This is a genomic window from Phormidium sp. FACHB-1136 (assembly GCF_014697375.1).
GTDB lineage: Bacteria > Cyanobacteriota > Cyanobacteriia > Phormidesmidales > Phormidesmidaceae > Nodosilinea.
On record NZ_JACJRS010000064.1, the window covers coordinates 1 to 25,074 of the forward strand.

The following is a 25,074-nucleotide window of genomic DNA, read 5'->3' on the forward strand; positions in this document are numbered from 1 at the left end:
TTCGCAATGCGAATATACTCTTCTAACTTGGCCTTAAAGAGCTTTCTCTGTTCCGGATCTTGCTTGGCCTCAAGGCTATACTTTGACCAGATATATACGTATTTTTTTTGACTAATATCCGTCGGACTTGACTACCGCTCAACGTTATTCCCGTCTCTTTCTCAAGATGAGATGCCAATCTCTCGGCGGTCCATGTCCCAAACGCATAACCGTAATCTTGAGGCTCTTTATCAATGACTTCTATCCGTAAGTCAATGTACTCATCCGTTGCCTTATGATAGTTGCCTTTCATTCGGTCATCGATCAAACTATCTAACTTGCTCGGATCTCCATGGGTGCTCCAGTAGGCCACCTTCCGCAAGGAGCATCCGATTAAGTCTGCGATCTCTTGCTGAGTCCTGCCATCATTGCGCAGTAGCAGTATTAGAATGCGCTCTCGAATGTCAGGGTGTTCATGGAACTTCAACTGCTTCTGAAGCTCTTGCTTTTCCTCTGACGTTAGATAGTTTCTGACTCCCATGGCTTATTCCATAATTTTAATGTATTATACGCAGTTTAGATGACTAACAGCTTAGTGAGGTGAAACCAAGTCGCTAACTTTTCAAGTCCATTGGGCTTGCTTTCAACTTGCCGATGGACATAATCCTTCCACGTTAGAACAGGCAAGGAAGATCGCCCCCGGCCTAGCGATGGTTGGGTGGCTGGGTCGATCTCATCTGGGAGCGGAATCAGGGGTGGTGGGGGCGGTGCTGGGTAGGTTGTGGGATACTGCGGATCCTGAGCAGTCATGGGGAGCATTGGCGGTGGGGCCGCTAGATTCGGTGTAGGGCTCTCTACTCCCGCAATCAGCATCAATTTGTGTGCCAAGTCAATTTTGATGCGGCGATCAATCCAACATTCGTGGGTTGCAACCCCATTCACATAGACCCCGGCCCCTTGGCTAACATCCTGAACCTTCCAGGCCATTTGGCCCTCGTCATAGCTCAGGGTAACGTGACGGGCGCTGAGCCCAGTTTCTGGAGGAAGGGTGATTGCGCAGCCTGGGCCAGTGCCAATGGTGTAGCTCCGGCCCGGTTTCAGGGTCCAGCTCTGATTGGTTTGAGGCAGGGCAAGCTTGAGTTTCATAGGGATCATCTGAGACTGGTTGGGCAAATCTGCCCCGTCAGAGTATGCCTGTAGGTGCAGATGCTTACAGCATTCCCACCGTTAGAGGAAAACCAACACTTGCTTTTTAGAGGAACGATCTAGGGCCGAAGAAAGCCTCTCAAGCCCCGTAAAATCAGGCTTTTAGTAGAATATAAAGATTTGTAACACTGTTGGCAATAGGGATGGCCCTCGATCCGTTTCAGCGCTGCGTTACCACTGGGCGCGGGAACTAAGGCTACAGGCCAGCCCAATCACATCATGGAGCAGGTCTTGGTGCATCAGGGCACGGTCTACGCGGGACTGAATTTGATCCGCTGAGAGGGGGTCGCCATTGGCATAGAGGTCTAGCCAAGCCTGGGCGAGGGCTTCGGCATCGTCGGGCCAGCGTTGGGCCGGGTCGGTGGGGGGCTGTTCCAGGTTGAGATCTATCCCCGACAGGGCCAAATCCGCCATCAACTGGCTCACCTTGGGATCGTAGCTGAGGGCGAAGCACCGACAACCTTCCGCCGCCGCCATAATCAGGGCATGGAGCCGCATCCCAATCACCATCTCCACGCCGCGAAACAGTCCCTTGAGTTGTTGGGGGTCGGTGAGGGGGTAAATTTGGCTTGATCCCGGCAGGCGCGGCTGGATATATTCGGCGATGGCCAAGTCCTTGATGGGCTGGAAGGGCACCAGCAAAAGGCTTGTCTCGGTTCTGGATTGGAAGGTTGCGAGTGCCTGGGTGATTTGATCCAGGCGGCTTTCGGTTAGCCAGGGATGGGGCCGCAGCGCCACCGCCACCCGTGGGGCATGCATCTCCCACAGCCCTTCCACCGGGGCCGATTCCAGTGCCCACACGGGGTCGGGAGCCTGCATTCCCGGCACCTGCCAGCGGGCCAGCCACGCCATCGATCCGTTATCCCGTACGCTGACGGCCTCGCAGTGCCGCAACACATAGCGCCCCAACCCTCGACTGAGGGGATGCTGAAGCGGACCGATGCCCTGCCCCCAGGCGATGGTTTTTAGCCCTAGCCACTGGGCTAAGGCCATCAGCCCCGTGTAGTAGATGGGATTTTGCAGGCTGGTGGAGTCCTGCAACAAACTGCCACCACCCCAGATGAAAAACTCCGACCGCCGCAGCGCCTTAATCACCGCCCCCAACTGCTTACGGGGCACCGCTTCCACCCCATAGCGGGCCGCTGTTTCCGCCGGATGGCCCGACAGCACAACGGGCTCGATCTGGGAGGGCAACATTTGCAGCAGCGTCGCCAACAGCGCCTCATCGCCGCCGTTGCCCATGCCGTAATAGCCACACAAAACCGCTCGCATGTTGACCTCTGGGGGCAGTCCAACCGTTCTCAAAGGAACGTCCCCAGAATCATACGATCCCACGCCCCCTTTGGTGGTAGAGATGGGGTATATGGCTTGGTAAATATAAAATACTAGGGCTTTGGTGCATTGCTTCGCGTTGGCGAAGCCTCGCCTTCGCGAATGCACCCTACAATTGACGCTGTTGTGTTTTCGATGGCCCCATGAACGCCCTGTCTCTGCCCACTTGGATGATCCACATTTCCAGCGTGTTGGAATGGATGGCGGCGATGTGGTTTATTTGGCAGTTCGCCACGGTGACGCAACGGCCTGTGTGGCGGTGGCTGACGGTTGGCATGTTTCCAGCCCTGGTGAGCGCGATGGCGGCTTGTACCTGGCACTTTTTTGATAATGATCCTGGTTTTGACTGGCTCGTCACCCTGCAAGCCGCCATGACTGTGGTGGGCAACATCACCCTCTGCCTCTCGGCCTGGTGGATTTGGCGACAATCCCAAACCTCCACCCCAGGATCGTCGGAATAGGATTTGTCCATCTCAATTCCATCCCCCTAGGTTTCACCCCATTTACGCCTAGGGGGCCAACCTTCTGAGTAATTCAGATTGAAGCTCCTTTGAAAACCGTATTTCCGCAGAATAACCGCTAGATAAAAGTACGATTTATTTCTAGGATAGAGATAGAATAGAGAAATGCCTAAAAGATACTTATAGGGGTTACCGCCAGGAGTTAATGATGCTTTTCACCCTACCCCCTGCTCCTCCAGCCATGGTTTATGTGGTGCCCTCTCCGGTTTCAGGAGATGACCTGATTGCCTCGGAATGTAAGCGGGGTAGCCGCGATTGCTTCCCGGAGGATCGAGTTGGGCATCAGCCAAACGCCATCGAAACGGTCATCCTAACCGCTGGGATGCTCACCCCACGGCAGGATAGCTCGGTTTAGGTATCATCTCTAGGTGTAATCCCTTGGCGGCTTGGGCTAGAGAATCTAGGGACTCGGTCTGTTCCAGATACGGGCAAACCCCTAATACAGGCACCTGGGTAAACCGGGTCATCATTTCGGCGGGTGCCCAACGATCAATGTCCTCTGGGCTAAGGGGTTGGTTGCAATTCAAGATAATGCCACACAGATCGATATTTTCCTGACGGGCGAGAGCGACATTGGCCACCGCCTGTGCCATCGCGCCCAACTTGACGGGTACCACCAACACCACGGGTAACCGCCAAGCTGCCGCTAGGGCTGCCACCGTTAGCTCATCGGTGACTGGCGAACCAAGGCCACCCAATCCTTCCACCAGCACCCGATCATGGGTTTGCATCAGGGTTTGCAGCCGATGCCAAACCACACCTAGGTCAATGGGGCGCTGCTCTAGGGCGGCGGCGAGGGGTGGGGCCAGGGGAGCCTCAAAAGATTGGGGCGCAATGGCATCGAGGGACAATTCTGGAAAGAAAAGCCGCTGGTAGAGTTCGCGATCCCCCAGACCCGATTGCAGCGGTTTGAGGATACCCACCGATTGCTGGGGATAGTATTTCCGCCAGTAGGCCAACAGGGCACTCGTCACCACGGTTTTGCCGACCTCGGTGTCGGTGCCTGCAATTAACAGCGCATTGAGGGAAACCATAGCTAGATATCCAGATCCTCTAGCTTCATCTTGGGGCCGTGGGTTTCGATGAACTCGCGGCGGGGGGCCACCCGATCACCCATCAAAATGGTAAAGATGCGGTCGGCCTCGGCGGCGTCTTCAATTTCCACCCGTTTCATGGTGCGGGTAGCCGGATCCATCGTGGTTTCCCAGAGTTGCTGGGGCATCATTTCCCCCAAACCCTTAAACCGCTGCACGGTGTAGTTGGCATTGGCCGGGAACTCGTTGGCAATGAGCTGTTGCAGTTCGCGCTCGTTGTAGCAGTACCAATGGTTGCGGCCCCGCTCCACCTTGTACAAGGGCGGGCAGGCGATATAGACATAGCCCTGATCCACCAGTTCCCGCTGATAGCGATAGAAGAAGGTGAGCAGCAGAGTGCGAATGTGGGCACCGTCTACGTCGGCGTCGGTCATCAGGCAGATGCGGTGGTAGCGCAACTGCGACATATCGAATTCTTCACCCTTGATACCTAATCCTAAGGCGGTAATTAATGCCTGGATTTCGGTATTTTTGTAGATTTTGGCGTCGTCGGTTTTTTCAATGTTCAGGATTTTGCCGCGCAGAGGCAAAATAGCCTGAAAGCGACGATCCCGGCCCTGCTTTGCACTCCCACCCGCAGAGTCGCCTTCCACGATGAAGATTTCTGATTCGCTGGGGTCGCGGCTGCTGCAATCCGCCAGCTTACCGGGCAGGGTGGAGGATTCTAGCACCGACTTGCGGCGCACCAGTTCCCGCGCCCGACGGGCGGCTTCGGCGGCATTGAAGGCTTGGATGGCTTTTTCCAGAATGGAATCCGCCACACCGGGATGGAAATCCAAATATTCGGTCAGGGCTTCGCCGACGAGGGAATCCACAATGCCGCGTACTTCGGTGTTGCCCAGCTTGGTTTTGGTTTGGCCCTCAAATTCAGGGTCGGGCACCTTCACAGACACAATGGCCGTTAACCCCTCGCGGATGTTTTCCCCGGCCAGGTTAGATTCGGCATCCTTGCGTTTGTTGCGCTTGCGGGCAAAGTTGTTGAGGGTACGGGTCAGCACCGCCTTCAGCCCCTCTAGGTGGGTGCCGCCGTCGATGGTGCGGATGTTGTTAGCAAAGCCCAGCAGGTTGTCGGAGTAGGCGTCTACACACCATTGCAGCGCCGCTTCCACCTGCACCCCGTCGCGCTCGGCGGAGATGTGAATGATTTCGTCGTGGATGGGCTGCTTATCGTTGTTGATATAGGCGACGTACTCGGTGATGCCCCCGGCGTAGTGGTAGGTGGACACCCTGGGCTGGTCGGATTTCAGCAGTTCCAGCCGATAGTCGGTAAAGACCACTTCGATGCCCGCATTTAGGTAGGCCAGTTCCCGCAGACGACCGGATAGGGTGTTGTAGTCGAACTCAATTCCGGTGGTGAAAATTTGGGTATCGGGCAAAAAGGAAACCGAGGTGCCGCGCCGCTTTTCGGTCAGCGGAGTGACGGCTAATTCGCCCATGGGGACGCCCCGCTCGTAGCGCTGCTTGTGGGCCTTGCCCTCGCGCCACACCGTCACTTCCACCCATTCCGACAGAGCATTGACTACGGAGATGCCCACCCCGTGCAGACCGCCAGAGACCTTGTAGCCACCGCCACCAAACTTGCCGCCCGCGTGGAGCACCGTCATCACCGTTTCTAGGGCCGACTTGCCCGTGCGGGGGTGAACATCGGTGGGAATGCCGCGCCCATCGTCGGTCACGGTGACGGATCCGTCGGCATTCAGGGAAATATCAATGCGTTGACAGTGCCCTGCCAGTGCCTCATCGACGGAGTTATCGACAACCTCGTACACTAGATGATGAAGTCCACGGGGGCCAGTACTGCCAATGTACATCCCTGGACGCTTACGAACAGGTTCAAGCCCTTCCAGCACTTGAATCTGATCAGCACCGTAATCGGTTGTCATTCTTATACGCTCCAAAAATGGGCTTAGATGGGCTTACAAGCCACTTGACCTACAAACAGGCTAAAACGCCCTAAAATTATAGCACAAACCTGTCATAGAGGATTCTAAAGCAGACTGAGATGCAGATTGATCGAGGGATGGAACCCACAGAAAATCCGGCTTTAGAAGCTAGCTCATCTCAGGGAAATCGGGCTAATTCAAGTGTACCATTCTTGCTAATAATCGGCGGCGCAACGGCCACGGGGAAGTCGGGGTTGGCGATGGCCCTAGCGGAACGCCTCAATGGTGCGATTCTGGGTGCCGATTCCCGACAAGTATATCGAGAGTTTGACATTGGCACCGCAAAACCGTCCCAGGTCGATCAAAATCGGGTGCCTCACCATTTAATCGACCTCTGCGACCCCACCGAAACCCTCACCCTGGCGGAATATCAGCAGCAGGCCCAGGGCTTGATTCGTCAATTGCACCAAACGGGAAACGTCGTTCCCATACTGGTCGGCGGCACCGGACTCTATATTGATGCCATCGTGAAGGGGCTGAAAATTCCCCCCGTGGCTCCCCAATCGGCCCTGCGCCAGCAAATCAGCGACCTCGGCCAGTCCCATGCCTACGCCCTGCTCCAATCCCTCGACCCCGCCGCCACCCAGCGCATTCACCCCAACGATGCCGTCCGTACTGTTCGTGCCCTAGAAATTTTCTACGTTACCGGGCAACCCCCTTCCGCTCTGCAAGGGGAGAATCCGCCCACCTACCCGATCCTATACCTGGGCCTGGATGGAGACATTCATGCCCTGCACCGCCGCATTGCTCAGCGCACCCACACCATGATCGAGATGGGGTTTGAGGAGGAGGTGCTCCATTTAGTCAAGAAGTACGGGGCTGATCTACCGCTGCTGCAAACCCTGGGCTATGCCGAAATGTTGCCCTACGTGCAGGGGGATACCTCCCTAGATACCGCCATTGAGGCGATCATTCTCCACACCCGCCAGTTTGCCAAACGCCAGCGCACCTGGTTTCGCAACCGGGCCACGGTGCACTGGTTTGACGCCAACGCCAACGACCTTGTGGATCGGGTGTGGGACTGGTTGATACAGTCCCACCGAGGAGAAGCCCTAGGCCAAGGGCAAGAGACCTAGGTGTTACAGATCGTCGTCGTCCGTGGTCGGGCTGGTGGGCGGAGTGAAGGTTGCAGGGGCCGGAGTGGGTGGCTCAGCGGCGACGGGGGCTTGAGGAGGCTCAGCGACGGGGGCGGCAGGGGCAGCGGGCGGAGGGGGGGCAACCTTAGGGGCAGGGACGACGGGGGCGGTGGGTTCCGGTTCCGGCAGGCCCAACTGCTGACGAGCTTGGCTGAGCAGGTAGGACGTACTGGATTTTAAGCTGCTGAGCAGGGCTTCCCCAGTCGCTTCCATGGAGGGAGCCTCGGCGGTGTCACTTTTAGTACTGAAGTTGGTGTACCAGGTGCGGGTGCTGCGTCCCAGACTAACGGAATTTCGATAGAACCATTCGCCCCCCACAAAGGTAAGGCAGACCACCAGCCACAGCAGCACCCCGGTTTCCCGCAGGATGTCCCAGGTGCGGCTGAGCATTTTTTTGTAAACCTCGCCCGTTTCACCGGAAAAGACCAGTTGGCTGACGACATTAGCCTGTTCTTTAATCTTATCCATCGAGGATAGTCCTCCTAAAGGTCGATTATTGGTCGATTATTGATAGACGTGATAGAAGCTTAGGCAGAATAACCCAACTACGCCCACAGAGGGAGTGTCCCCAGAAAATGGCCGCCTTTGGCCCTCTAGGGCATGGCCCTGGATCTAGCCCTTCCAGATAGTGCTGAGGGCGGCTTCTGGGGCGAGATCCGCAAGTTTTCCCGTTTTGGAGGCCACATTGACAAAGCGATCCTCACCGCCAGCGGGAGTGGCCATGGGATCAGCACTGAGGCCCACGGTGTAGACTCCTAGGGCCGCAGCGAGGGCCACCGGATAGCCCTGGACGGCCACTAACAGATTGGCTCCGGCAATGAGCGCCGCTAACTGACCCATGGTTTCCGGCTCTAGCACCGTGAGACCGGGTAGGGCTTGGCACAGGGCAGCATTGTTAGCCACGGTGTCGGCGGTTTGAAGCAGAACCAGGGGTAGGTCGGGCTGGCGCTGCTGAAAGTCCTTCAAAATGGCGACCCACTGGTCGGTGGGGTAGGCTTCTCCGCTGGCGGTGGTGCCGGGATACACCGCCACATAGCCGCCCTGAAGCCTTGCGCCCTGGCGTAGGGAGTCCACAGTATTGAGGTCGGCCTGGGGCACGTTGAGGCTGGGGGAGGCTAAGGGAGCCTTGATATTCAGTGCCTTCAGGAAGGCCGTGTAGTCCTCGGTGGGGGAACTGGATCGGGGGATTCGGGTGGTGAGGAACCAGGCGTGGCTACCGCCCGCGTAGCCAATCCGGGTAGGAATACCGCTCAGCCACAGCAGCAGACCGATAGACCAGGATTCCGTTAGGGTGATCACCGCTTCAAACTCGCGGTCTCGCAGAATGCCCAGCAGGTTGGCCCAGTCGGCAGGGCTGTTGCTGGCCAAAAAGCTGTAGGGCACCACCTCGCTGACGGCCTTTGACAGTTGATAAACGTCCTTAGCCTCAGGATCGACGACCACGGCCACCTCAGCCCCCCCAAAGGCCGCTTTAATTTCCCGCAGCACAGGGAAGAACTCCAGTTGGCGTTCAACTCCCCCCGGAACCAGAGCCAATACCCGCATAATTTACGCCCATGCCTGTTCGCAAGCTATTGTAGTGGAACCTGACCCAGATTTAAGCGCAATCTAGCGGGCAAAGGCGATTAAATTTCTCTCTGAGGTCGAATTTTCTGGCCTGGGCTGCTCCGTGCGGATCAAACCCGGTTGCCTTTCTCAACCGCTATCTTGTTCACCCTTGTTTACCCCGGATCGCACCAATGACCGCTGTTCACCTGCTCATCCCCGCCGCTGGCATGGGTCGCCGGATGGGGGCCGACCGCAACAAAGTGCTTTTGCATCTGCTGGGCCAACCGCTGATTGCCTGGACGTTGCGGGCGGCTGAGGCGGCTGACTCCGTGATATGGATTGGGCTGATTGGTCAATCCCAGGATCATCCCTTGCTCCAAGCCATTGTGGCGGAGTTGCACCTGAGTAAACCCGTCGTGCTTTTGGAGGGCGGTGATACCCGCCAGGATTCGGTCTATAACGGTCTGCAAGGGCTACCAAAGGAGGCTACCCAGGTGTTAATCCACGATGGAGCCCGCTGTTTGGCCACCGCCGATCTGTTTAACCGCTGCGCCGCCGCCCTCGAACACCACAAGGGGCTGATTGCCGCCATTCCGGTTAAGGACACCATCAAGGTCGTCAACGCCGATCAGCAAATCACCGCCACTCCTGACCGTCAGCACCTCTGGGCCGCCCAAACCCCCCAGGGCTTCGATGTATCGTTGCTGAAGCAATGCCACGACCAGGGCCGTCGCCAGGGCTGGGCCGTCACCGATGATGCGGCCCTGTTTGAGCAGTGTGGTCTACCCGTCCACATTGTGCCGGGGGAGGAAACCAACCTCAAGGTCACCACCCCCGTAGACCTGGCCTTGGCGGAATTTATCCTGCACCAGCGCCCCTCGGCCTAGCCCACTAGTCCACCAGTCGCACAAACTTTTTCTTCCCCACCTGCACCACCTTGCCCAGCAGGGGATCTGGGCTGGCAAACTCCTGGTTGGGATCGATCAGCTTTTCGCCATCGATCTTGACGGCCCCCCCCTGGACTTGGCGACGGGCGTCGCTGCTGCCTGCACATAGGCCCGTGGCCCCGACTAGGTAAAACAGCTTGGCCGGAAACTGGACGGTGCTGAGGGAAAATTCTGGCACCCCTTCGGCGGGTTCCCCCATGCCCTGTACCAGGCTGATGGCGGCCTGCTGGGCCTGCTGGGCGGCGGCGGCACCGTGAAACTGTTCAGTAACGGTGAGGGCCAGTTGCTTTTGCTGGTCTCGCGGATTTTCGGGCAGAGACTCCAGGGGCAAGTCGGTGAGCAGTTCAAAGTAGCTGCGAATTAAGGTATCAGGCACCTTCTCCAACTTGGAGTACATGGTGAGGGGATCCTCTTGCAGGCCCACATAGTTGCCCAAGGATTTGGACATTTTCTGGTGGCCATCGGTGCCCAGCAGCAGGGGCAGCAGCATCCCAAACTGGGGCGTTTGGCCAAAGTGGCGCTGGAGGTCTCGGCCCACGGCAATGTTAAATTTTTGATCGGTGCCACCTAGCTCCACATCCGCCTGCACCGCCACAGAGTCGTAGCCCTGGAGCAGGGGGTAGAGAAATTCGTGTAGAAAGACGGGGTTGCCCTTTTCGTAGCGCTCGGCAAAGCCCTCCTTGGCCAGCATTTGCCCCACGGTCATGGTGCCCAATAGCTCGATAATTTTGCCCAAATCTAGCCCCGATAGCCACTCGGAGTTGTAGCGAATTTCCAGGCGTCCGGGGGTGTCAAAATCCAAGATGGGGCGCACCTGTTCCAGGTAGGTTTCGGCGTTGGCCTTCACGTCGGCTTCGGTGAGTTGGCGGCGCACTTCGGATTTGCCCGTGGGGTCGCCAATGCGGGCGGTAAAGTCGCCAATGATCAGCACGGCGGTGTGCCCCGCATCCTGAAAGGCCCGCAACTTGCGCACCGGAATGCTGTGGCCCAGGTGAATTTCCGCCCCGGTGGGGTCGATGCCCAGCTTAACTCGCAGGGGGCGATTCGTGGTTTGAATGCGCTGGGCTAGATTCTGATCTGGATCGTTAGAATGGGGTTGATCGGGGAATACCTCGCTGATGCCACGGTAAATGCTTTGCAGCTCAGACGGCAATGCAGGGGATGTGGGGGAAGGGTCTTGGGGCATGGGGAAGGGATCAACTTGCAGAGCTAAGGTGCACTTTTATGACGATACAGGCCGGATCAGTCGGCAAAGTCGCGATTATAATTGCAGCTACCTTCTGACTCAGGCTTCGATGGCCGTCAGGGTCAGCGATCTGCCTAAACCGTATCCTGCCGTTCTTCATTAAATACTGATACCTAACGTGTCTACAAATACGATTCGTCAAAAAATTCGGTCTCAGCCCAAGCCCCTGCGGCGCAACACGGGTCTGCTGAAGTACGTGCAGGACGTGGGTCAGGTAACAGCGGCTACTTTACTGGGTACGACAATGCTGGTGAGCGCAGTCGTGGCCGGGGGGCTGGTGGGCCTTGCCATTAGCTTCCGCAATTTGCCCGATGTGCGGGTGCTGCGCAACTATGTGCCCAGCGAGACCAGCTATATCTACGACATCGATGGCACCTTGCTCTTCCGCCTCCACGACGAAGCCAACCGCGAAGTGGTCAACATGGAGGATATCTCCCCCCACCTGAAGCGGGCAGTGCTGGCCATTGAAGACAGCTATTTCTACTCCCATAACGGCATCAACCCCAGCAGTGTGGGGCGGGCCTTACTGGCCAACGTGCAGGCCGGGTCTACTGTGGAGGGCGGTTCCACCATCACCATGCAGTTGGTGAAAAACCTATTCCTCACCCCCGAGCGATCCATCAGCCGTAAGGTGGCGGAGGCGGTGCTGGCCCTGCGCCTAGAGCAAATTTTCTCCAAGGACGAAATCCTGGAGATGTACCTCAACCAGGTGTATTGGGGCCACAACAACTACGGCGTAGAGACCGCCGCCCAGAGCTATTTCAACAAATCCGCCAAGGATCTCACCTTGCCGGAAGCAACGGTGATGGCCGGGTTGATCCAGGCTCCAGAGCGCTATAGTCCCTTTAATAACTACACCAACACCAAACAGCGACAGGCGATTGTATTGGGCCGAATGCGCCAGCTCGGCTGGATTTCGGCGGAGGAACAGGCCAGCGCCCAGGCATCTCCGCTGTTGATTGGTGAAGTGAAATCCTTTAGCACCAGCAGCGTGCCCTACGTCACCGATGCCACGGTTCTAGAACTGAAGGATCGCTTTGGTGCCGATGCGGTGCTGCGAGGGGGGATGCGGGTCCAGACCACCATCGACCTGGTCATGCAGCGGCAGGCCGAGGAGGTGGTACGCAGTCACAATGCTCGCATTTCTCGAATGGCCGACCAAATGGCCCTCGTGGCCATCGACCCCCGCACCCACTTTGTGAAGGCGATGGTGGGCGGGGTCGATCACAGCCAGAGCCAGTTTAACCGGGCCACCATGGCCCAACGCCAGCCCGGTTCTGCCTTCAAGCCCTTCGTCTACTATGCGGCCTTTGCCACTGGTCGCTATAGCCCCGACAGCAGCATTGCCGATACCCCCGTCAGCTATCCCGACGGCTACCGATCCTACAGCCCCCGCAACTACGATGGATCGTTTATGGGCGATATCTCCATCCGCAAGGCGCTGGAGGTGTCCCGCAACGTGCCCGCTGTGAAGCTAGGCCAGACGGTGGGAATCAATACCATCATCGAGCTGTGTCGCACCCTGGGCATCGAAAGTCCCATGCTGCCTGTGACCTCCCTACCCCTAGGAGCCGTTGACCTGACGCCCATGGAAATGGCCGGAGCCTATGCCACCTTTGCCAACAACGGCTGGCATTCCGACCCCACCTTCATCGTGCAGGTCACCGACAGCACAGGCAACCTGCTGCTCGACAACACCCCCAATCCCCAACTGGTGCTCGATCCCTGGGCCGCCGCATCCCTCAACGATGTGCTCCAGGGGGTGATTGTGCGCGGTACCGCCAGAACCGCCGCCATCGGTCGGCCAGCGGCGGGCAAAACAGGCACCACCGATTCCCAGCGCGACGTATGGTTTGTGGGCTATGTGCCCCAACTGGCCACAGCGGTCTGGGTCGGCAACGACAACTATCGCCCGATGCGCTCAGGAGCCACCGGGGGAACCTACGCCGCCCCCGTTTGGCGAGACTTCATGCGCCAAGCCCTCGCCGATACCCCCGTGGAACCCTTTAAACGGCCTTCGGAATTTGTGCGTCCCTAGCCCCTTTCGCTACCCCAACATTGAGGTATTACGGTCACCCAGGCACTACACCTTAAAACATGGAAAAAGACGATGAAAATATGTGTAGTAGCGCCTAGCGATAATGTATATTCAGAGACTTTCATCCATGCCCATATGCATGGCCTATCGGCTGATACGGTTAACTTAGTTGGCGATGGATCCTACTTTCCGGTTCGAGAACTGCAAGGGGAAACCATCTATCCACGCAATCGGTTATCCTCCCTCTCTCGCCGCCTCTCCAATCGTTCTGTCAAGCAAGCCGAAGCAGAGGCGTTGGGTAAGTTTTTAATCCGTAGGCAGGTTGATGTCGTACTAGCTGAATATGGCCCTACTGCCTGCGCCATTTTAGAGTCTTGCCAGATGGCAAACGTTCCTCTAGTGGCGCACTTCCATGGATTCGACGCCTTTCAGTATTCAACCGTTGAAGAGTACAAAGAGCGCTATCACACACTCTTTGATCAAGCGGCTGGTTTCATTGCAGCTTCCCAAAGCATGGCGGATCAACTGGGTTTCCTGGGGGCTAAATCAGATCGGGTTTTTGTCAACCACTATGGTGTCAACGTCAGCAAGTTTCAGGGCGGACGACCTGGTGCATCGCCCCCTCACTTTGTCGCCGTAGGACGATTTGTAGACAAGAAAGCCCCTCACTTAACCCTACTGGCCTTCCATCAAGTCATTCATCAAATCCCTGAGGCTCATCTAAGCATGGTTGGGGATGGGCCGCTATTGGAAGCTTGCAGACAAATCGTTATTGCGCTCAAGCTTGAAAAGCATGTTTCTCTACGCGGTGCTTGCGCTTCCGACGAAGTTGCCCAGATCCTCCGCAACGCCAGAGCCTTGGTGCAGCATTCCCTCAGAACGGGGCATGGAGATAGTGAATCTCTAGGCGTCGTTTTTCTGGAGGCTGGCGCGATGGGAATTCCCTCAATTGCTACTAGACATGACGGCATTCCAGAGGTTGTTCTGGATGGGCAAACCGGGTTGTTAGCCGAAGAGGGCGATATCGAACAATATGCAAAGCATATGACTGCTCTAGCGGCAGATCCAGCCCTTGCTCAACGACTGGGTGACGCTGCTTACCAGCGAATCACAACTCAGTTTGCCGAAGAAAAGTCACTTACTGAACTGCATAGAATTCTTAAGCGTATCGCTCAAAAGGGATAGGCGTGCCCCATGACCCCAATGCCTAACGATAAAATCCTGGATTTAGAAAGCAACGGTGTGATTGTTTGTCTATCTCGAAAAGTGGGCTTCTTTGCACTTTTTTTTCAAGTGTTAGGACACATTTATCGTGCCGAACAAGAGGGCAGAGTTCCCCTTGTATTTTTTGGCAGCAATTGCCTCTATTGGTCAGACGGTGGGCACAATGGCTTCCAGGATAATGCCTGGGAATACTACTTTGAGCCTGTTTCAGACTTAACGATGGAGGATGTTTTTCAGGAACCTCTAGAACGGCTAAAAAATGCCAGCATCTATGAGTATTCACGCGCTGATATTACCCATAACCCTCCAGAGCAATACACTGGCAACCTCAAAGGCAGTATTGTCGTTCCTGACAATGTAAACGTAACCAACTGCTGGGCCGAGTTTGATTCGGGCCAGCAGGAAATTCATGAAGACCGGAGAGCTATATTTTATGATTTAATCAGTCGCTATATCCATCTGCGCCCAGCTATTGCCAGCAAGATTAACAATTTTTATCAACGTCATTTTGCTGGTTCATTCGTTATCGGCGTTCATATGCGTGGCACGGAACGGAGCCAAGAGGTGACGGGCTGGTATGGGATGCCCCATCTCGATGAAAACGTTTACATGCGCGAGGTGGATCGAATTCTTAAACAGTTTCCAGATGCTAAAATCTTTTTGGCAACGGATACCAAAACCACCGTTGAGAAGTTTCGTTCACGATATCAAGATAGCCTGCTAACCTATAACGCTCAGCGAGCTGATGAGGGCAACAGTCCTCACCTTCAGTTTGGCGGCGCTGAGCTTGGAGAGCAGGTTCTCATCGAGGCTATCCTGCTGTCTAAAACGAGTTTTCTCATTCATGGTATTTCTAACGTTGCTTTTGCGGCCCTGTGTTTTAGCCCCACCCTTGCTCACCTAAATGTCTATTTGAAATATGGTAAGTCTGGAGAAATTCAACTGCGGCTCAAGCAGAAAGTGCAATCAATAACAGAGAAGATCAAGCGCCGTCTAAACTCTCTTACAAAGCGTTCATAAATCATGAAACTTTATCTGCTGAATTATGCTGATGACCGATTTGGTCACAAAGGAGGCAGGTTTCTGGCCAATCAAGCCAAGCTTAATGAATCTGCTCGTCGTCAAGGTATTGAAAATATTGTTTCATGGACATGGCCAAAACTAGAAGACACATCTTTCTATCAGGAAAACCAGGATTATCTGAATAAAAGTCGATTTGACAATGGCGCTGTATGGAAGCCCTTTATTGTTCAACAGTTACTGCAAGAGATTCAAGTAGGAGATATTATTTTCTATTACGACTGTGGTGCTTATACCATTAATCGGCCAGTACATATTTTAACGGATTTATGTATTCGTAATGGTGGCACACTGTTTCATGAGTGGGGCGAAAAAAACGCTAAGTACACAAAGCGCGATGCCTTTGTGTATATGAACTGTGATAGTCCTATATATTACAACGCTCCCGCTTTGCAAAACACCTGGTTTCTACTCCAAAAAAGTGTTTTTGCCGAAACATTTGTTAATGAATGGCTGCGATATAACCTGGATGAGCGCATCGCTTCCTATGTAAAACCCAATACCTGCGGGTTACCCGATATTCTTGGATTTGTCGAGAATCGAGGCGATCAGTCGATTTTTACGAATCTAGCGATTAAGTACGGTATCCGAAGCTTTAGAGGTGCTGGAGGAATTCAAAATCGCCAGGTTGATAACTTTGTTGATTCCCTTTCACGGCGTTCTCAGACTCAAAGATTTATTGCCACGGCTAAGTCAAGCACGAAGGACTGGTTAAAGACCAAAGCATACCAGGTGGGATCAATGGGTAAGACCTTAGCCTTTAAAGTCAAGGATATCTCTTTTCGTCTGTACCCCCAGGGGGGCGCAGTTAGACAATTCTGGATGGGTGATTCTTCAAAGGAACGATTACTTCACAGTCTTTTATCCCTGGTGGATCAAAACCTTACTGTCATTGAGGTGGGTGCAAACGTAGGCGTGACAACAGTTCCCCTCGCCAAAAGACTTTCCCAAGGTAGACTTTTGGCCATTGAAGCCGATCCAGACCTTTGCCAGCACTTAAAGCAAAATCTGGAGTTGAACAGTTGCCTAGATCGAGTCACCATAGTATCAATGGCTATTTCCAACTATGAAGGCGAAGGAACGCTACAAGTCAATGCTAAATGGCGCGATCCCTACAACACAATTGGTAGACCTGTCGATGAAAACTGTCAGATCGTCAAGCTTTCAAACGTAACCGTTCAACCCTTAACAGAGGTTTTAGGACAGACAACAAAGCGTGATGTTTTCTCACAACCAGACATTTTAATCGTTGATGCCTCCGGTGCGGAGCTACCGATCTTGCAAGGAGCTGCGACACTTCTCTTCAGTGACGTTTCGCCCCTCGTTGTCTATAATTGTCTGCATCAAGCATGTCAAGGATTTGGCTATCAGCCCCATGAACTACAAGTATTTATGCGATCAAAAGGATATCGATTATTTAAACTAGATCGCGATTCACAGATTGTTGAGCTATCTAGTGATGACAATCATCAGGGCTTTATCCTATGTTTCAAAGACCATCACTTTTTAATGTTCGGGAATATTGATTTTGTCTTTTTATCACTTTAACAAGCTAAGAGTTAAAAGATGACGGACATTTTGTAGAGGCTAAATATGGAAAAGAAGTTGATCAACTTTCAAGAGGGATGGGCAGGTGTATTCGCAAAGTTGAATATGTATATTGTTGCCTGTAAGGAAGCAGAGCGGCTAGGGTATTTACCAGTACCCTATTGGCCTTCCATTTGGCATACAGACGATGTTGATATTTGGGATATTTTCTTTGAAAGAATAGGTCACAGTAAGGAGGATAAGCAACAACCCCTTGAGGAGATCAATATCGTCAAGCTATTTGCAAAACGGGAGAAAGATGAACAGGTGAATCCTGCCCCCCAGTTTGCAGGCGTCCTTCGAGAACCTATTGATCGGCAGGAATGCCACCAGATTATTGAAGCCAATATTGTCCTGCAACCTTGGCTCCGAGAACAGATTCAAAATCTGTATGCCCAACACTTCAAGTCACGTCGAGTGTTAGGCGTCCATTTGCGAGGCCCAGGTAAAGATAATGTGGGCCACGGAGGTGTAGACAGGCTCAATCAGTTACTTGGGGTTGGTAGTCCACCCTTTGCTAAGTATTTTGAACTTATTGACGCCAAACTCAACGATTATGATTGTATTTTTCTAGGTACAGATGCCGGAATGGTGCAGAAGGCCATGCGAGAGCAATATGGCGACAAGATGCTTACGGTTGCCTCAGATCAGTATGAATTTGGTGAAGCCCATGCCAAGAACTGCCAAGCTGCGGGCATCTCCTTTAATACGTTAGGAATGGAGGCTATTGTTGATGCCTATCTTTTGGCAAGATGCGATTTTTTAGTGCATGGTAATAGTCATCTAAGTAATTACGTGATGTGTTTAGATCCCAATCTCGACACTCAAAATGTCTATGAGGGTCTTTACGATAAAGCCTCTCGCTTTGATCTAAGGCTTAAAAGTATTTTAGAAAAGGAAGTTAAACCAGCCATTCAGCATAGCTTTATTGGAAAAATGCGCGTTCATGCTGGTCGCCTAAGACGCCAATTAATGGGCAAACTATGAAGATCCTGAAGAATTTATCCTTTTGAGGTACCCTCTATTGGTAATTAAGATACCCTATGCAGGAAATTAGGAGAAAATAGTGATGCTGAATCGCGCATTCTTTATTGTCTTTCATAAGGGAATTGCCCCCAGTCTAACGCGAACAGATTCTTTGACGGATATGATCCGCTATTTTGGTGTAAATCAAGATTATGAAAAGTATGTCTTAACTAGTGAAGGAGAAGTAAAGTCTTTAAAGGATCGGGATGATATTTGTTTGGAATATCATTTGCCTCACTATGATTCTTCACTTCAAGCGAATGGCTTCATGGAGACATCTGCATATATTCACATCTACAAAAATAAATTACATTTTCCGCATGAGTTTATTGGTATAGCGCAGTACGATATGATTTGGAATGATGACGCTATTCATCTGATCAGAAATCAGAATCAAGCAGATGTAGTGCTAGCAAAGACTAAGGATATTATATTCCTTGAAGGGCAATGGCATCGTCTCATGTATGTCGAAAGAATTCCACTAGACTATATAATCGGAAGCTATAATAGGTATTTCAAGTCAAACCACACAAAAGAAGATTTAGAGGGTAGGAATCTTACGCTATGGCAAACTTACTTTATGCACCGTTCGGTATTTGAAGATTTAGCAGGATGGTTGAGCGTTCTTGTGTACGAAATTTATCCTTGGGCCAATCGTCCCCCTTATGAAACTCACTGGGGGCATTTAGGTGGAATAACGGAGCGAGCAGAAGCTATTTTCTTTGGTCTACGAAAAGATCTTTGCATAAGCGAGATCGGATTACATCATACATCTGATGTTGTCGCGGCATTAAAAATCTCAAAGGATCATTATTATAGTAGGCAGAGCCCTGCTAATAAATATTCGATTAAAACGCTAAGGCAAAATACAAGAAAATCTATCTCTAGATTAAAATCTTTAGCACTCAAAATTAGATTTTGGCCTTGGAATCTGAAAGGCTCTCGTGAAAACTCAGGTAGAAAATAATTCGATTCAACAAAAAGCTTGTGTTGCTAGACTTCTTTGCGACACTTCTAAGCTGAATCCGCATTTAAATTGTATATTGACTTTCTCTAAAGCTCTTGCCATAAGGCTTTTGCGACAATCTAATCAGTGTATTTTAGATGACTAACAGCTTGCTGATATCTGAATACAATAATCTTTGAACTACTCGTCTAACAAAAATCATATTTTTCAACAACCAAATAAAATATCTATAGTTGTCACATGCATTTTATCAATACTAAACCTCAACGAGAATAGGCCAATGATCATTGTTATGGACGCCCCAGGCCAACTATGCAATCAACTGTGGAGCTATAGCCCGCTCATAGCCCAAGCTAAAGAAGAGAATCAAACAATTTATATTAATGGCTTTGATGATTACAAAGATAATTTTCCGAGCCTAAATAGATATAAATTTATTCGTTTTATCAACCCTAAATGGTCGAAATACTTAGAAGGCACTCTGAAAGTATTCATTAAAACAGACGGGTTATCTTCAAAACTACCCGGTGGATCATCCGTAGTATTCAGCTCGTGGAGCTTACCTAAAGATACTCAAAGATTCATAAGAAATGCGGACTTGATTAGGAAGATATTTGAAATTCCAGATGCGCTAGGGATTAAACGTCAATCGACAGATATTATCATTGGTATGCATGTCAGGCGAGGTGATTACAAGTCCTGGAATGAAGGTAAATATTATTATACTAATGATCACTATATGGCCATTGCTGAAGCATTACGTTCACAGTTTGAAGGAAGTGTTAAGTTCTTTATTGCCTCTAATGAACCCGCTGATGAATTGCTAAGCAAAGTTCCTAATTCGTTCTCGCTGAACATCAGTGCCATATCTGACTTAAAAAGTCTGAGCATGTGCGACTATATCTTTGGGCCACCTAGCACATTCTCAATGTGGGCCTCTTTCTATGGCCAAGTGCCATGTAGATTTATTCTTCCTGATGATGAAGACTGGTCGCTTAGTGATTTTGAACCTATCGTAGCTCAAAATCTATTTTTATCTGGAAACCGTTTGGATTTTAGTGCAGACAAAGGATTTTGGATTGCCAGAAAATAGAGACTGGGTAAATTTTTATGAATTCATTTATTGAATTTTTCAGGTCTTTTAAAAGACCCTGCGCATCTTTTCTATTAAACACGTCAGTGGTTATTCGGAGAATTTGAAAGGTGACGATTCATCCGGGCTTCAGCGATTGTATCTATTACTTCACAACAGGTGTATTTGTGAATAGTCTATACTAATTTATCTCCTTATCTGTAATCTCCTTCGCCAAAGCCCCATGAGTGCCAACCGTCTGCTCCTCAACATTGCCCGTCAATCCCCCTGGTTGATTTTGACATCCATCACCTTGGGGCTGTCAGGAGCGATCTTTAACGGCATTGGGGTAACGCTGATTATTCCCCTCATTCTCGATCTGCTAGGGCAGGATATTCTCTCCGACACCACCTTCCCCCCAGTCCTACAGCCGCTGTTTGCTCTCTTTGAGAGCCTGCCAGGGGACTATCGGGCTTTAGCGATGGTGGGGGTGCTCATTTTTGCGCTGCTATTGAAGAATTTGTCTCTCTATTGTGGGGCATTGGTCTCTAGTTTGCTGAGTCGCTCCTATGTCTATCGATTGCGACAGGATGCGATGCGGCTGTTGTTGGATGTGGATCTGGATTACCACACCAATACCCGCCTAGGTGACATGATGAATAACCTCAGCGGTGAAACGGGGCGCGTGGCGGCGGCGGTGCGTACCCTGGATCGCATCGCCACGCTACTAATTACGATACTGGTATTCCTGGGAATTTTGGTGGCGATTTCCTGGCCACTGACCTTGGTGTCTATCCTGCTGATGGCCGGGGTGGCTTTAGCAAATCAGGTCTCTATTAGTCAGGCCAAAGGGTTTGGTCAGGCGCTTTCTAAGGCGGGCAACGATCTTGCGATCCGCACCATTGAGGTGTTGTCGGGTATGCGTTTGGTAAAAACGACTGCCAATGAGGATAGCGAATTTGAGTTGATTAACCACTTAGTGCGTAAGCGGGAGGAGGCTGATTTTAAGTCTCAGTTGGTCTATGCCAGCATTGGCCCCGTCAATGAAATGTTAAGCATTGTGGCCCTGATTGCCCTGATCTTAATCGGACGAACTTTACTGGCCGAGCAGCTAGCGTCGGTGTCGTCGGTACTTTTGATTTACCTGGTGGTGCTGTTTCGGTTGTTGCCCTTCATTGGTCAGCTCAACAGTAGCCGCAGCCAGTTGGCTAGCAACTCTGCCAGTGCTGAAATTATTGAGGCGTTCCTCAACCGGGCCGACAAACCCTTTATGGCCAATGGCTATCGTCCGTTCACAGTGCTGAAGGAGGGGATTCGGTTTAACCATCTTTCCTTCCGCTATCCGAGGGCCGAGGGCTGGGCGTTACAAGACATTGATCTGTTTTTGCCTAAGGGGCAAACCCTGGCACTGGTGGGAGCTTCTGGGGCGGGCAAATCTACCCTGGCTGACCTGCTGCCGCGCTTTTACGACCCGACGGAAGGCAGCATTGACATCGACGGCATCAACCTTCGGGAGTTTGAGTTTAAATCCTTCCGCCGCCGTTTGGGGGTGGTGAGCCAAGACACCTTTTTATTCAATGCTTCAGTGAAGGACAACATTCGTTATGGTTGCTCCCAAGCCACCGAAGAAGAGGTAACTGCAGCCGCCCGCCGTGCCAATGCCGAGGAATTTATCCTCAAGTTGCCCCAGGGCTACGATACGTTGATTGGAGATCGCGGTATTTTGCTTTCCGGTGGACAACGGCAGCGCCTCGCTATTGCCCGCGCCTTGGTGCAAGATCCCGAAATCCTCATCCTCGACGAAGCTACCAGCGCCCTCGACACCATTTCCGAGCGCCTGGTACAACAGGCCATCGATGATCTCAGCAAAGATCGCACGACCCTGGTAATTGCCCACCGACTCTCTACGGTACAGCGGGCGGATCAAATTGCCGTCCTCGACAAGGGACGAGTGGTGGAGCGGGGTACCCATCAAGCCTTGCTAGCTAAGGGTGATCACTACGCCAAGCTCTATGCCATGCAGTTTTCCGATTACCCTAGCCCACCCCATTCGGAGCTTGATATGCCCGCCATGCGAGAGGCTTCCTACCAACTGCGATCCCAACTCAACGGCGTACTGGGCGTTCTGAGTATCATTACGACCGATCCCCCGGAACAAGCCCAGGACTACGAAGATTTGGTGAACGAAGGCTATCGAGCCGCCCTGAACATTGTGCAAACCCTGGAGCAGATGGAAGTCCATCTCCCCCAGGAGACGGATCCGATTGCCCCTGCGGATGAATCCGTTGTCATCGAAGAGCCGGAGAAATCAGCGTTCCAGAAGAAAGGTAACGATTGTTTGCCCAACTAACGTTTAGTTGCCTGGGAACTCCTGGCCCAGAAAGAACGTGTTAACGTCCAAAATAGGGTCTATAGGGTCGGCAGGATGTCCCTGCGTCCGTGGCTCACCCATGCCATCGGCTAACCCCAGAACCCCATGACCGCCCAATGGATGGCACGTTGTTCTCCATCATTTAGGCCATAGCGATGAAAATTGAACGTCCGAATGCGGATCCCCTCACCAAGGCCGACCTCGCCCACCTCGATACCCTCAAAGCCATTGTGGAAAGCGTGGTGGCCGATGGGTTAGTCACCAACGACGAACGCGATTACATTGACCGCGTCATTTGGGCTGATGGTGAAGCCACCCCCCAGGAACTCAACCTTGTGCAAGACCTGATTTGGTCTAAGGTGCAGGCTGGAGATATCGTCCTGGAGTGGAGCTAACCCCATTACGACCTAGCCGTTGACCTGATTGTGACCCCAGCAGTGGGCGGCCTTGATGGCAGCGATGTTGAGGCGCTGGCGGCGCTGCTTTTGGGCATACATGGCGGTGTCCGCGTGGTTCACCAAGTCGTGGAGGGTCAGATGGGCCTCTGTCCAATCTCCTGTGGCTAACCCCACACTCACCGAGAGGGGATAGGGGATCTGATTTTCCTCTATGAATTCGTTTGCGTGAGCTTGAAGACGCCTAGGCAGAGTCGTCGAATCGGTTCCTGGTGCCAAAAACGCCACGAATTCATCCCCCCCTAGGCGGGCCAGAATATCGCCACTCCCACAGGCCCGGTGCAGGGCTTCAGCGGTGCCTAAAATCAGCCAGTCTCCGGCCTCATGGCCAAAGTGGTCGTTCACCTGCTTGAGGTAATCCACATCAATAAACGCCACCGTGGCCGATTGCTGCTGCCGACGGGCCTGTCGCAGTTTGGGATTGGCCATCAGATAAAAGCCGCGCCGATTGTAGAGCCCCGTCAGCCCATCGGTGAGGGAGAGGCGAATCAGTTCGGCTTCCTGGGTGTGACGTTGTAAGACTTCGGCCCGCAGCTTGGCATTGGTGCGTTCGAGCTGCTCTAGGCGAGAAAGACGTTGGGGATCGGGTTCTCCCCAGTCCTCCTCCCGGATGCCATCGCCACCATTAAGCCGCCGGAGGGCCATCGCGGTGGTATCGGCTAAGCTTTTCAGCAGGTCTATCTCGGCCTCTAGGGGTTGGTGGCGGTCGGCCCAATACACGCCAATCACCCCCATCGGATCCTGTTGGTCGATGGGAACGACGGTAAGGCTTTTCACAAAGGTGGGCGCGTAGGCCTCGACGGGAATCCGGGCATCGCTGTAAACATCCTCAATAATGGCGGCTTGTTTGTGATGAATGGCCCAGCCGCAAATGCAGGCGCTCAACGGAAACCGTTGCCCTTTCCAGAGCGGGGCAATGGCATTTTCGTGGGCATAGAAGCATTGATCCCCATCCTTGAGCACAAAGGTAGCCCCGTGGGCGTGGGTGAGTTCGCGGGCGGCCACCGCCACTAGGGTCATCACAATATCTAGACTGGGAGCAAAGCACAGATCCCGAATAATTTCAACTAAACGCTGGGTATCGGCGGCGGTGGCCATGGGGGGATCCAAACGATAGACACGTCTGACGCACGGTTCTGGACGGGAAGAAAAGGTAGAAACAGGGACAACGTTGATTTTATCTCTAGTTTAATTAGGACTTATTTTTAACAGAAAAAAATCCGTAAAAACACGCTTCATTTTTGCAATTTTTATGTATTTTCCTGGGCTTGCGTAACGTTTTTGCACAACAACTATCCTCGCCCGGAAAAAATACGTAGAGTTACGGAGCCTTGATCCGCTAAAGTCAAGGGTGCTATTAGAGATCGCCTGAAACGTGATCTGCGGTAGTTTGAGTCGCCTGTCGATCCGCCCTGCCCCCCTTGGCAAGCTACGGCTTATCCATAGGTCTCTATTTTGCTTGGCTGCGAGCGGTGATCCCCCCTAGCCCCCCTGAACAACGGGGGAACTGGACTCAAGGTCTGCCTTTTTCTGGACTCAACGTCCCCCTGGTTAGGGGGGATGTAGGGGGATCACCACCTTGAAGGATCCGTCCCTAGGCGGGGGCTTGGAGATCGTCGAGGGTGGCCAGCACCTCTTGGCTATGGATCACCGGGCGCACCCCTAGGAATTGGGCACGTAGGACACCATCGGGATCGATGAGGTAGGTGTGGCGCAGGGAGGCCGCCCCTAACCAAGACCCGTAGGCTTTGCTGACCTGACCATCGGGATCGGACAGCAGGGGAAACTCAATGCCCTCGGCGTCGCAAAATTCGGCATGGGAATCGACGCTATCGGCGCTGACCCCCAGGATTTGGGCATTTCTGGCCCGATAGGCGGCGATGTCTCGCTGAAACCGTTGGGCTTCGATGGTGCAGCCGGAGGTGAAGTCGCGGGGGTAGAAATACAGCACCACCCACTGGTTGCGCAAGTCCGCTAGGGAGACCTCACCATCGCCGCTGTTGGTGGGCAGCGTGAAAGCAGGGGCAGGGCTACCGATGGGGGGCTGAGGGCCACCCATGGCCTGGGCAGGGGCGGGGGCCAATGTCCAAGTCAACCAAATCAGACAAAAACCTAAGAGAACGTGCAAAAAACGACGACCCATAATGCTTCAGCGGTAGAACGGCAGAATCAAAACAACAGGATAAATGAGAGCACGTTACCTAAGTTAACACTCATTCCGTTTCTCCTATCCCGCCTACGCTTGGCCACCCTGGATCGGGTTTGCGGCCTGGGCTACGTCCCCACTCGTCCTTGGCCAGGG

General features: G+C 52.9%; 22 protein-coding genes and 1 pseudogene. 13 read left to right on the forward strand and 10 right to left on the reverse strand.

The genetic code is table 11. The features are described 5' to 3' along the window. From H6G62_RS17545 to csaB, 3 genes and pseudogenes are all read right to left on the reverse strand, one after another. A pseudogene (locus H6G62_RS17545) lies at nucleotides 1-520 on the reverse strand (IS630 family transposase); the annotation flags it as partial. A gap of 35 nt (nucleotides 521-555) precedes the next feature. Next, nucleotides 556-1,125, reverse strand: coding sequence for an FHA domain-containing protein (locus H6G62_RS17550; RefSeq protein WP_190497477.1), 570 nt, complete (start codon nucleotides 1,123-1,125; stop codon nucleotides 556-558). Between the two features lie 231 nt (nucleotides 1,126-1,356). Then, nucleotides 1,357-2,457, reverse strand: a complete 1,101-nt coding sequence (csaB, locus tag H6G62_RS17555; RefSeq protein ID WP_190497522.1) for a polysaccharide pyruvyl transferase CsaB — start codon at nucleotides 2,455-2,457, stop codon at nucleotides 1,357-1,359. Nucleotides 2,458-2,660: 203 nt separating this feature from the next. Between csaB and H6G62_RS17560 the strand changes: the two genes are divergently transcribed. Beyond that, on the forward strand, nucleotides 2,661-2,978 hold the full coding sequence (locus H6G62_RS17560) for a DUF2499 domain-containing protein (RefSeq protein ID WP_190497479.1): 318 nt from the start codon (nucleotides 2,661-2,663) through the stop codon (nucleotides 2,976-2,978). 205 nt (nucleotides 2,979-3,183) lie between these two features. Then, the gene (locus tag H6G62_RS17565; RefSeq protein WP_190497481.1) at nucleotides 3,184-3,393 is read left to right on the forward strand and encodes a hypothetical protein; all 210 of its coding nucleotides are present in this window, start codon (nucleotides 3,184-3,186) and stop codon (nucleotides 3,391-3,393) included. Here H6G62_RS17565 and bioD read toward each other — a convergent pair. Both bioD and gyrB read right to left on the reverse strand, forming a co-directional pair. Beyond that, nucleotides 3,365-4,072, reverse strand: coding sequence for a dethiobiotin synthase (gene bioD, locus H6G62_RS17570; RefSeq protein WP_190497483.1), 708 nt, complete (start codon nucleotides 4,070-4,072; stop codon nucleotides 3,365-3,367). The two genes, H6G62_RS17565 and bioD, sit on opposite strands and share 29 nt — an antisense overlap. Nucleotides 4,073-4,074: 2 nt before the next feature. Next, complete coding sequence (gyrB, locus tag H6G62_RS17575; protein ID WP_190497485.1) at nucleotides 4,075-6,015, reverse strand: DNA topoisomerase (ATP-hydrolyzing) subunit B; 1,941 nt, start codon at nucleotides 6,013-6,015, stop codon at nucleotides 4,075-4,077. Between the two features lie 212 nt (nucleotides 6,016-6,227). Here gyrB and miaA point away from each other — a divergent pair, with 212 nt between their 5' ends. Further along, nucleotides 6,228-7,151, forward strand: coding sequence for a tRNA (adenosine(37)-N6)-dimethylallyltransferase MiaA (gene miaA, locus H6G62_RS17580; RefSeq protein ID WP_277883036.1), 924 nt, complete (start codon nucleotides 6,228-6,230; stop codon nucleotides 7,149-7,151). 3 nt (nucleotides 7,152-7,154) lie between these two features. On the opposite strand, the gene H6G62_RS17585 is transcribed toward miaA, so the two are convergent. Together H6G62_RS17585 and H6G62_RS17590 are read right to left on the reverse strand one after the other, a co-directional pair. After that, nucleotides 7,155-7,679, reverse strand: coding sequence for a hypothetical protein (locus H6G62_RS17585; protein ID WP_190497487.1), 525 nt, complete (start codon nucleotides 7,677-7,679; stop codon nucleotides 7,155-7,157). 144 nt (nucleotides 7,680-7,823) lie between these two features. After that, the gene (locus H6G62_RS17590; protein WP_190497489.1) at nucleotides 7,824-8,756 is read right to left on the reverse strand and encodes a glycosyltransferase family 9 protein; all 933 of its coding nucleotides are present in this window, start codon (nucleotides 8,754-8,756) and stop codon (nucleotides 7,824-7,826) included. Between the two features lie 194 nt (nucleotides 8,757-8,950). Here H6G62_RS17590 and ispD point away from each other — a divergent pair, with 194 nt between their 5' ends. Next, nucleotides 8,951-9,646 (forward strand): 2-C-methyl-D-erythritol 4-phosphate cytidylyltransferase, encoded by a 696-nt coding sequence (gene ispD / locus H6G62_RS17595; RefSeq protein ID WP_190497491.1) that lies wholly within the window; start codon nucleotides 8,951-8,953, stop codon nucleotides 9,644-9,646. A 4-nt stretch (nucleotides 9,647-9,650) separates the two neighbouring features. Here ispD and tyrS read toward each other — a convergent pair whose 3' ends face one another. Then, nucleotides 9,651-10,892, reverse strand: coding sequence for a tyrosine--tRNA ligase (tyrS, locus tag H6G62_RS17600; protein ID WP_190497493.1), 1,242 nt, complete (start codon nucleotides 10,890-10,892; stop codon nucleotides 9,651-9,653). A gap of 304 nt (nucleotides 10,893-11,196) precedes the next feature. On the opposite strand from tyrS, the gene H6G62_RS17605 reads away from it, so the two are divergent. The 9 genes from H6G62_RS17605 (at nucleotide 11,197) to H6G62_RS17645 (ending at nucleotide 22,712) form a co-directional block, all read left to right on the forward strand. Then, the gene (locus tag H6G62_RS17605) at nucleotides 11,197-12,990 is read left to right on the forward strand and encodes a penicillin-binding protein 1A (protein WP_190497527.1); all 1,794 of its coding nucleotides are present in this window, start codon (nucleotides 11,197-11,199) and stop codon (nucleotides 12,988-12,990) included. A gap of 72 nt (nucleotides 12,991-13,062) precedes the next feature. Further along, entirely contained in the window at nucleotides 13,063-14,175 is a 1,113-nt protein-coding gene (locus tag H6G62_RS17610) for a glycosyltransferase (RefSeq protein ID WP_190497495.1), read from the forward strand. 9 nt (nucleotides 14,176-14,184) lie between these two features. Continuing rightward, the gene (locus H6G62_RS17615) at nucleotides 14,185-15,234 is read left to right on the forward strand and encodes a nodulation protein NodZ (RefSeq protein WP_190497496.1); all 1,050 of its coding nucleotides are present in this window, start codon (nucleotides 14,185-14,187) and stop codon (nucleotides 15,232-15,234) included. A gap of 3 nt (nucleotides 15,235-15,237) precedes the next feature. Next, nucleotides 15,238-16,842, forward strand: coding sequence for an FkbM family methyltransferase (locus H6G62_RS17620; RefSeq protein ID WP_190497498.1), 1,605 nt, complete (start codon nucleotides 15,238-15,240; stop codon nucleotides 16,840-16,842). Between the two features lie 45 nt (nucleotides 16,843-16,887). Further along, nucleotides 16,888-17,868, forward strand: a complete 981-nt coding sequence (locus H6G62_RS17625) for a nodulation protein NodZ (RefSeq protein WP_190497500.1) — start codon at nucleotides 16,888-16,890, stop codon at nucleotides 17,866-17,868. Nucleotides 17,869-17,950: 82 nt separating this feature from the next. Next, nucleotides 17,951-18,874: a hypothetical protein gene (locus H6G62_RS17630; protein ID WP_190497501.1), complete on the forward strand. Its 924-nt coding sequence runs from the start codon at nucleotides 17,951-17,953 to the stop codon at nucleotides 18,872-18,874. 280 nt (nucleotides 18,875-19,154) lie between these two features. After that, complete coding sequence (locus H6G62_RS17635; RefSeq protein WP_190497503.1) at nucleotides 19,155-19,967, forward strand: alpha-1,2-fucosyltransferase; 813 nt, start codon at nucleotides 19,155-19,157, stop codon at nucleotides 19,965-19,967. Between the two features lie 223 nt (nucleotides 19,968-20,190). Then, complete coding sequence (locus H6G62_RS17640; RefSeq protein WP_190497505.1) at nucleotides 20,191-22,296, forward strand: ABC transporter ATP-binding protein; 2,106 nt, start codon at nucleotides 20,191-20,193, stop codon at nucleotides 22,294-22,296. Between the two features lie 176 nt (nucleotides 22,297-22,472). Further along, complete coding sequence (locus tag H6G62_RS17645) at nucleotides 22,473-22,712, forward strand: hypothetical protein (protein ID WP_190497507.1); 240 nt, start codon at nucleotides 22,473-22,475, stop codon at nucleotides 22,710-22,712. A 12-nt stretch (nucleotides 22,713-22,724) separates the two neighbouring features. Here H6G62_RS17645 and H6G62_RS17650 read toward each other — a convergent pair whose 3' ends face one another. Then, nucleotides 22,725-23,870, reverse strand: coding sequence for a sensor domain-containing diguanylate cyclase (locus H6G62_RS17650; RefSeq protein ID WP_190497509.1), 1,146 nt, complete (start codon nucleotides 23,868-23,870; stop codon nucleotides 22,725-22,727). A 496-nt stretch (nucleotides 23,871-24,366) separates the two neighbouring features. Further along, nucleotides 24,367-24,915 (reverse strand): peroxiredoxin, encoded by a 549-nt coding sequence (locus tag H6G62_RS17655; RefSeq protein WP_190497510.1) that lies wholly within the window; start codon nucleotides 24,913-24,915, stop codon nucleotides 24,367-24,369. Between the last annotated feature and the right edge of the window lie 159 nt (nucleotides 24,916-25,074).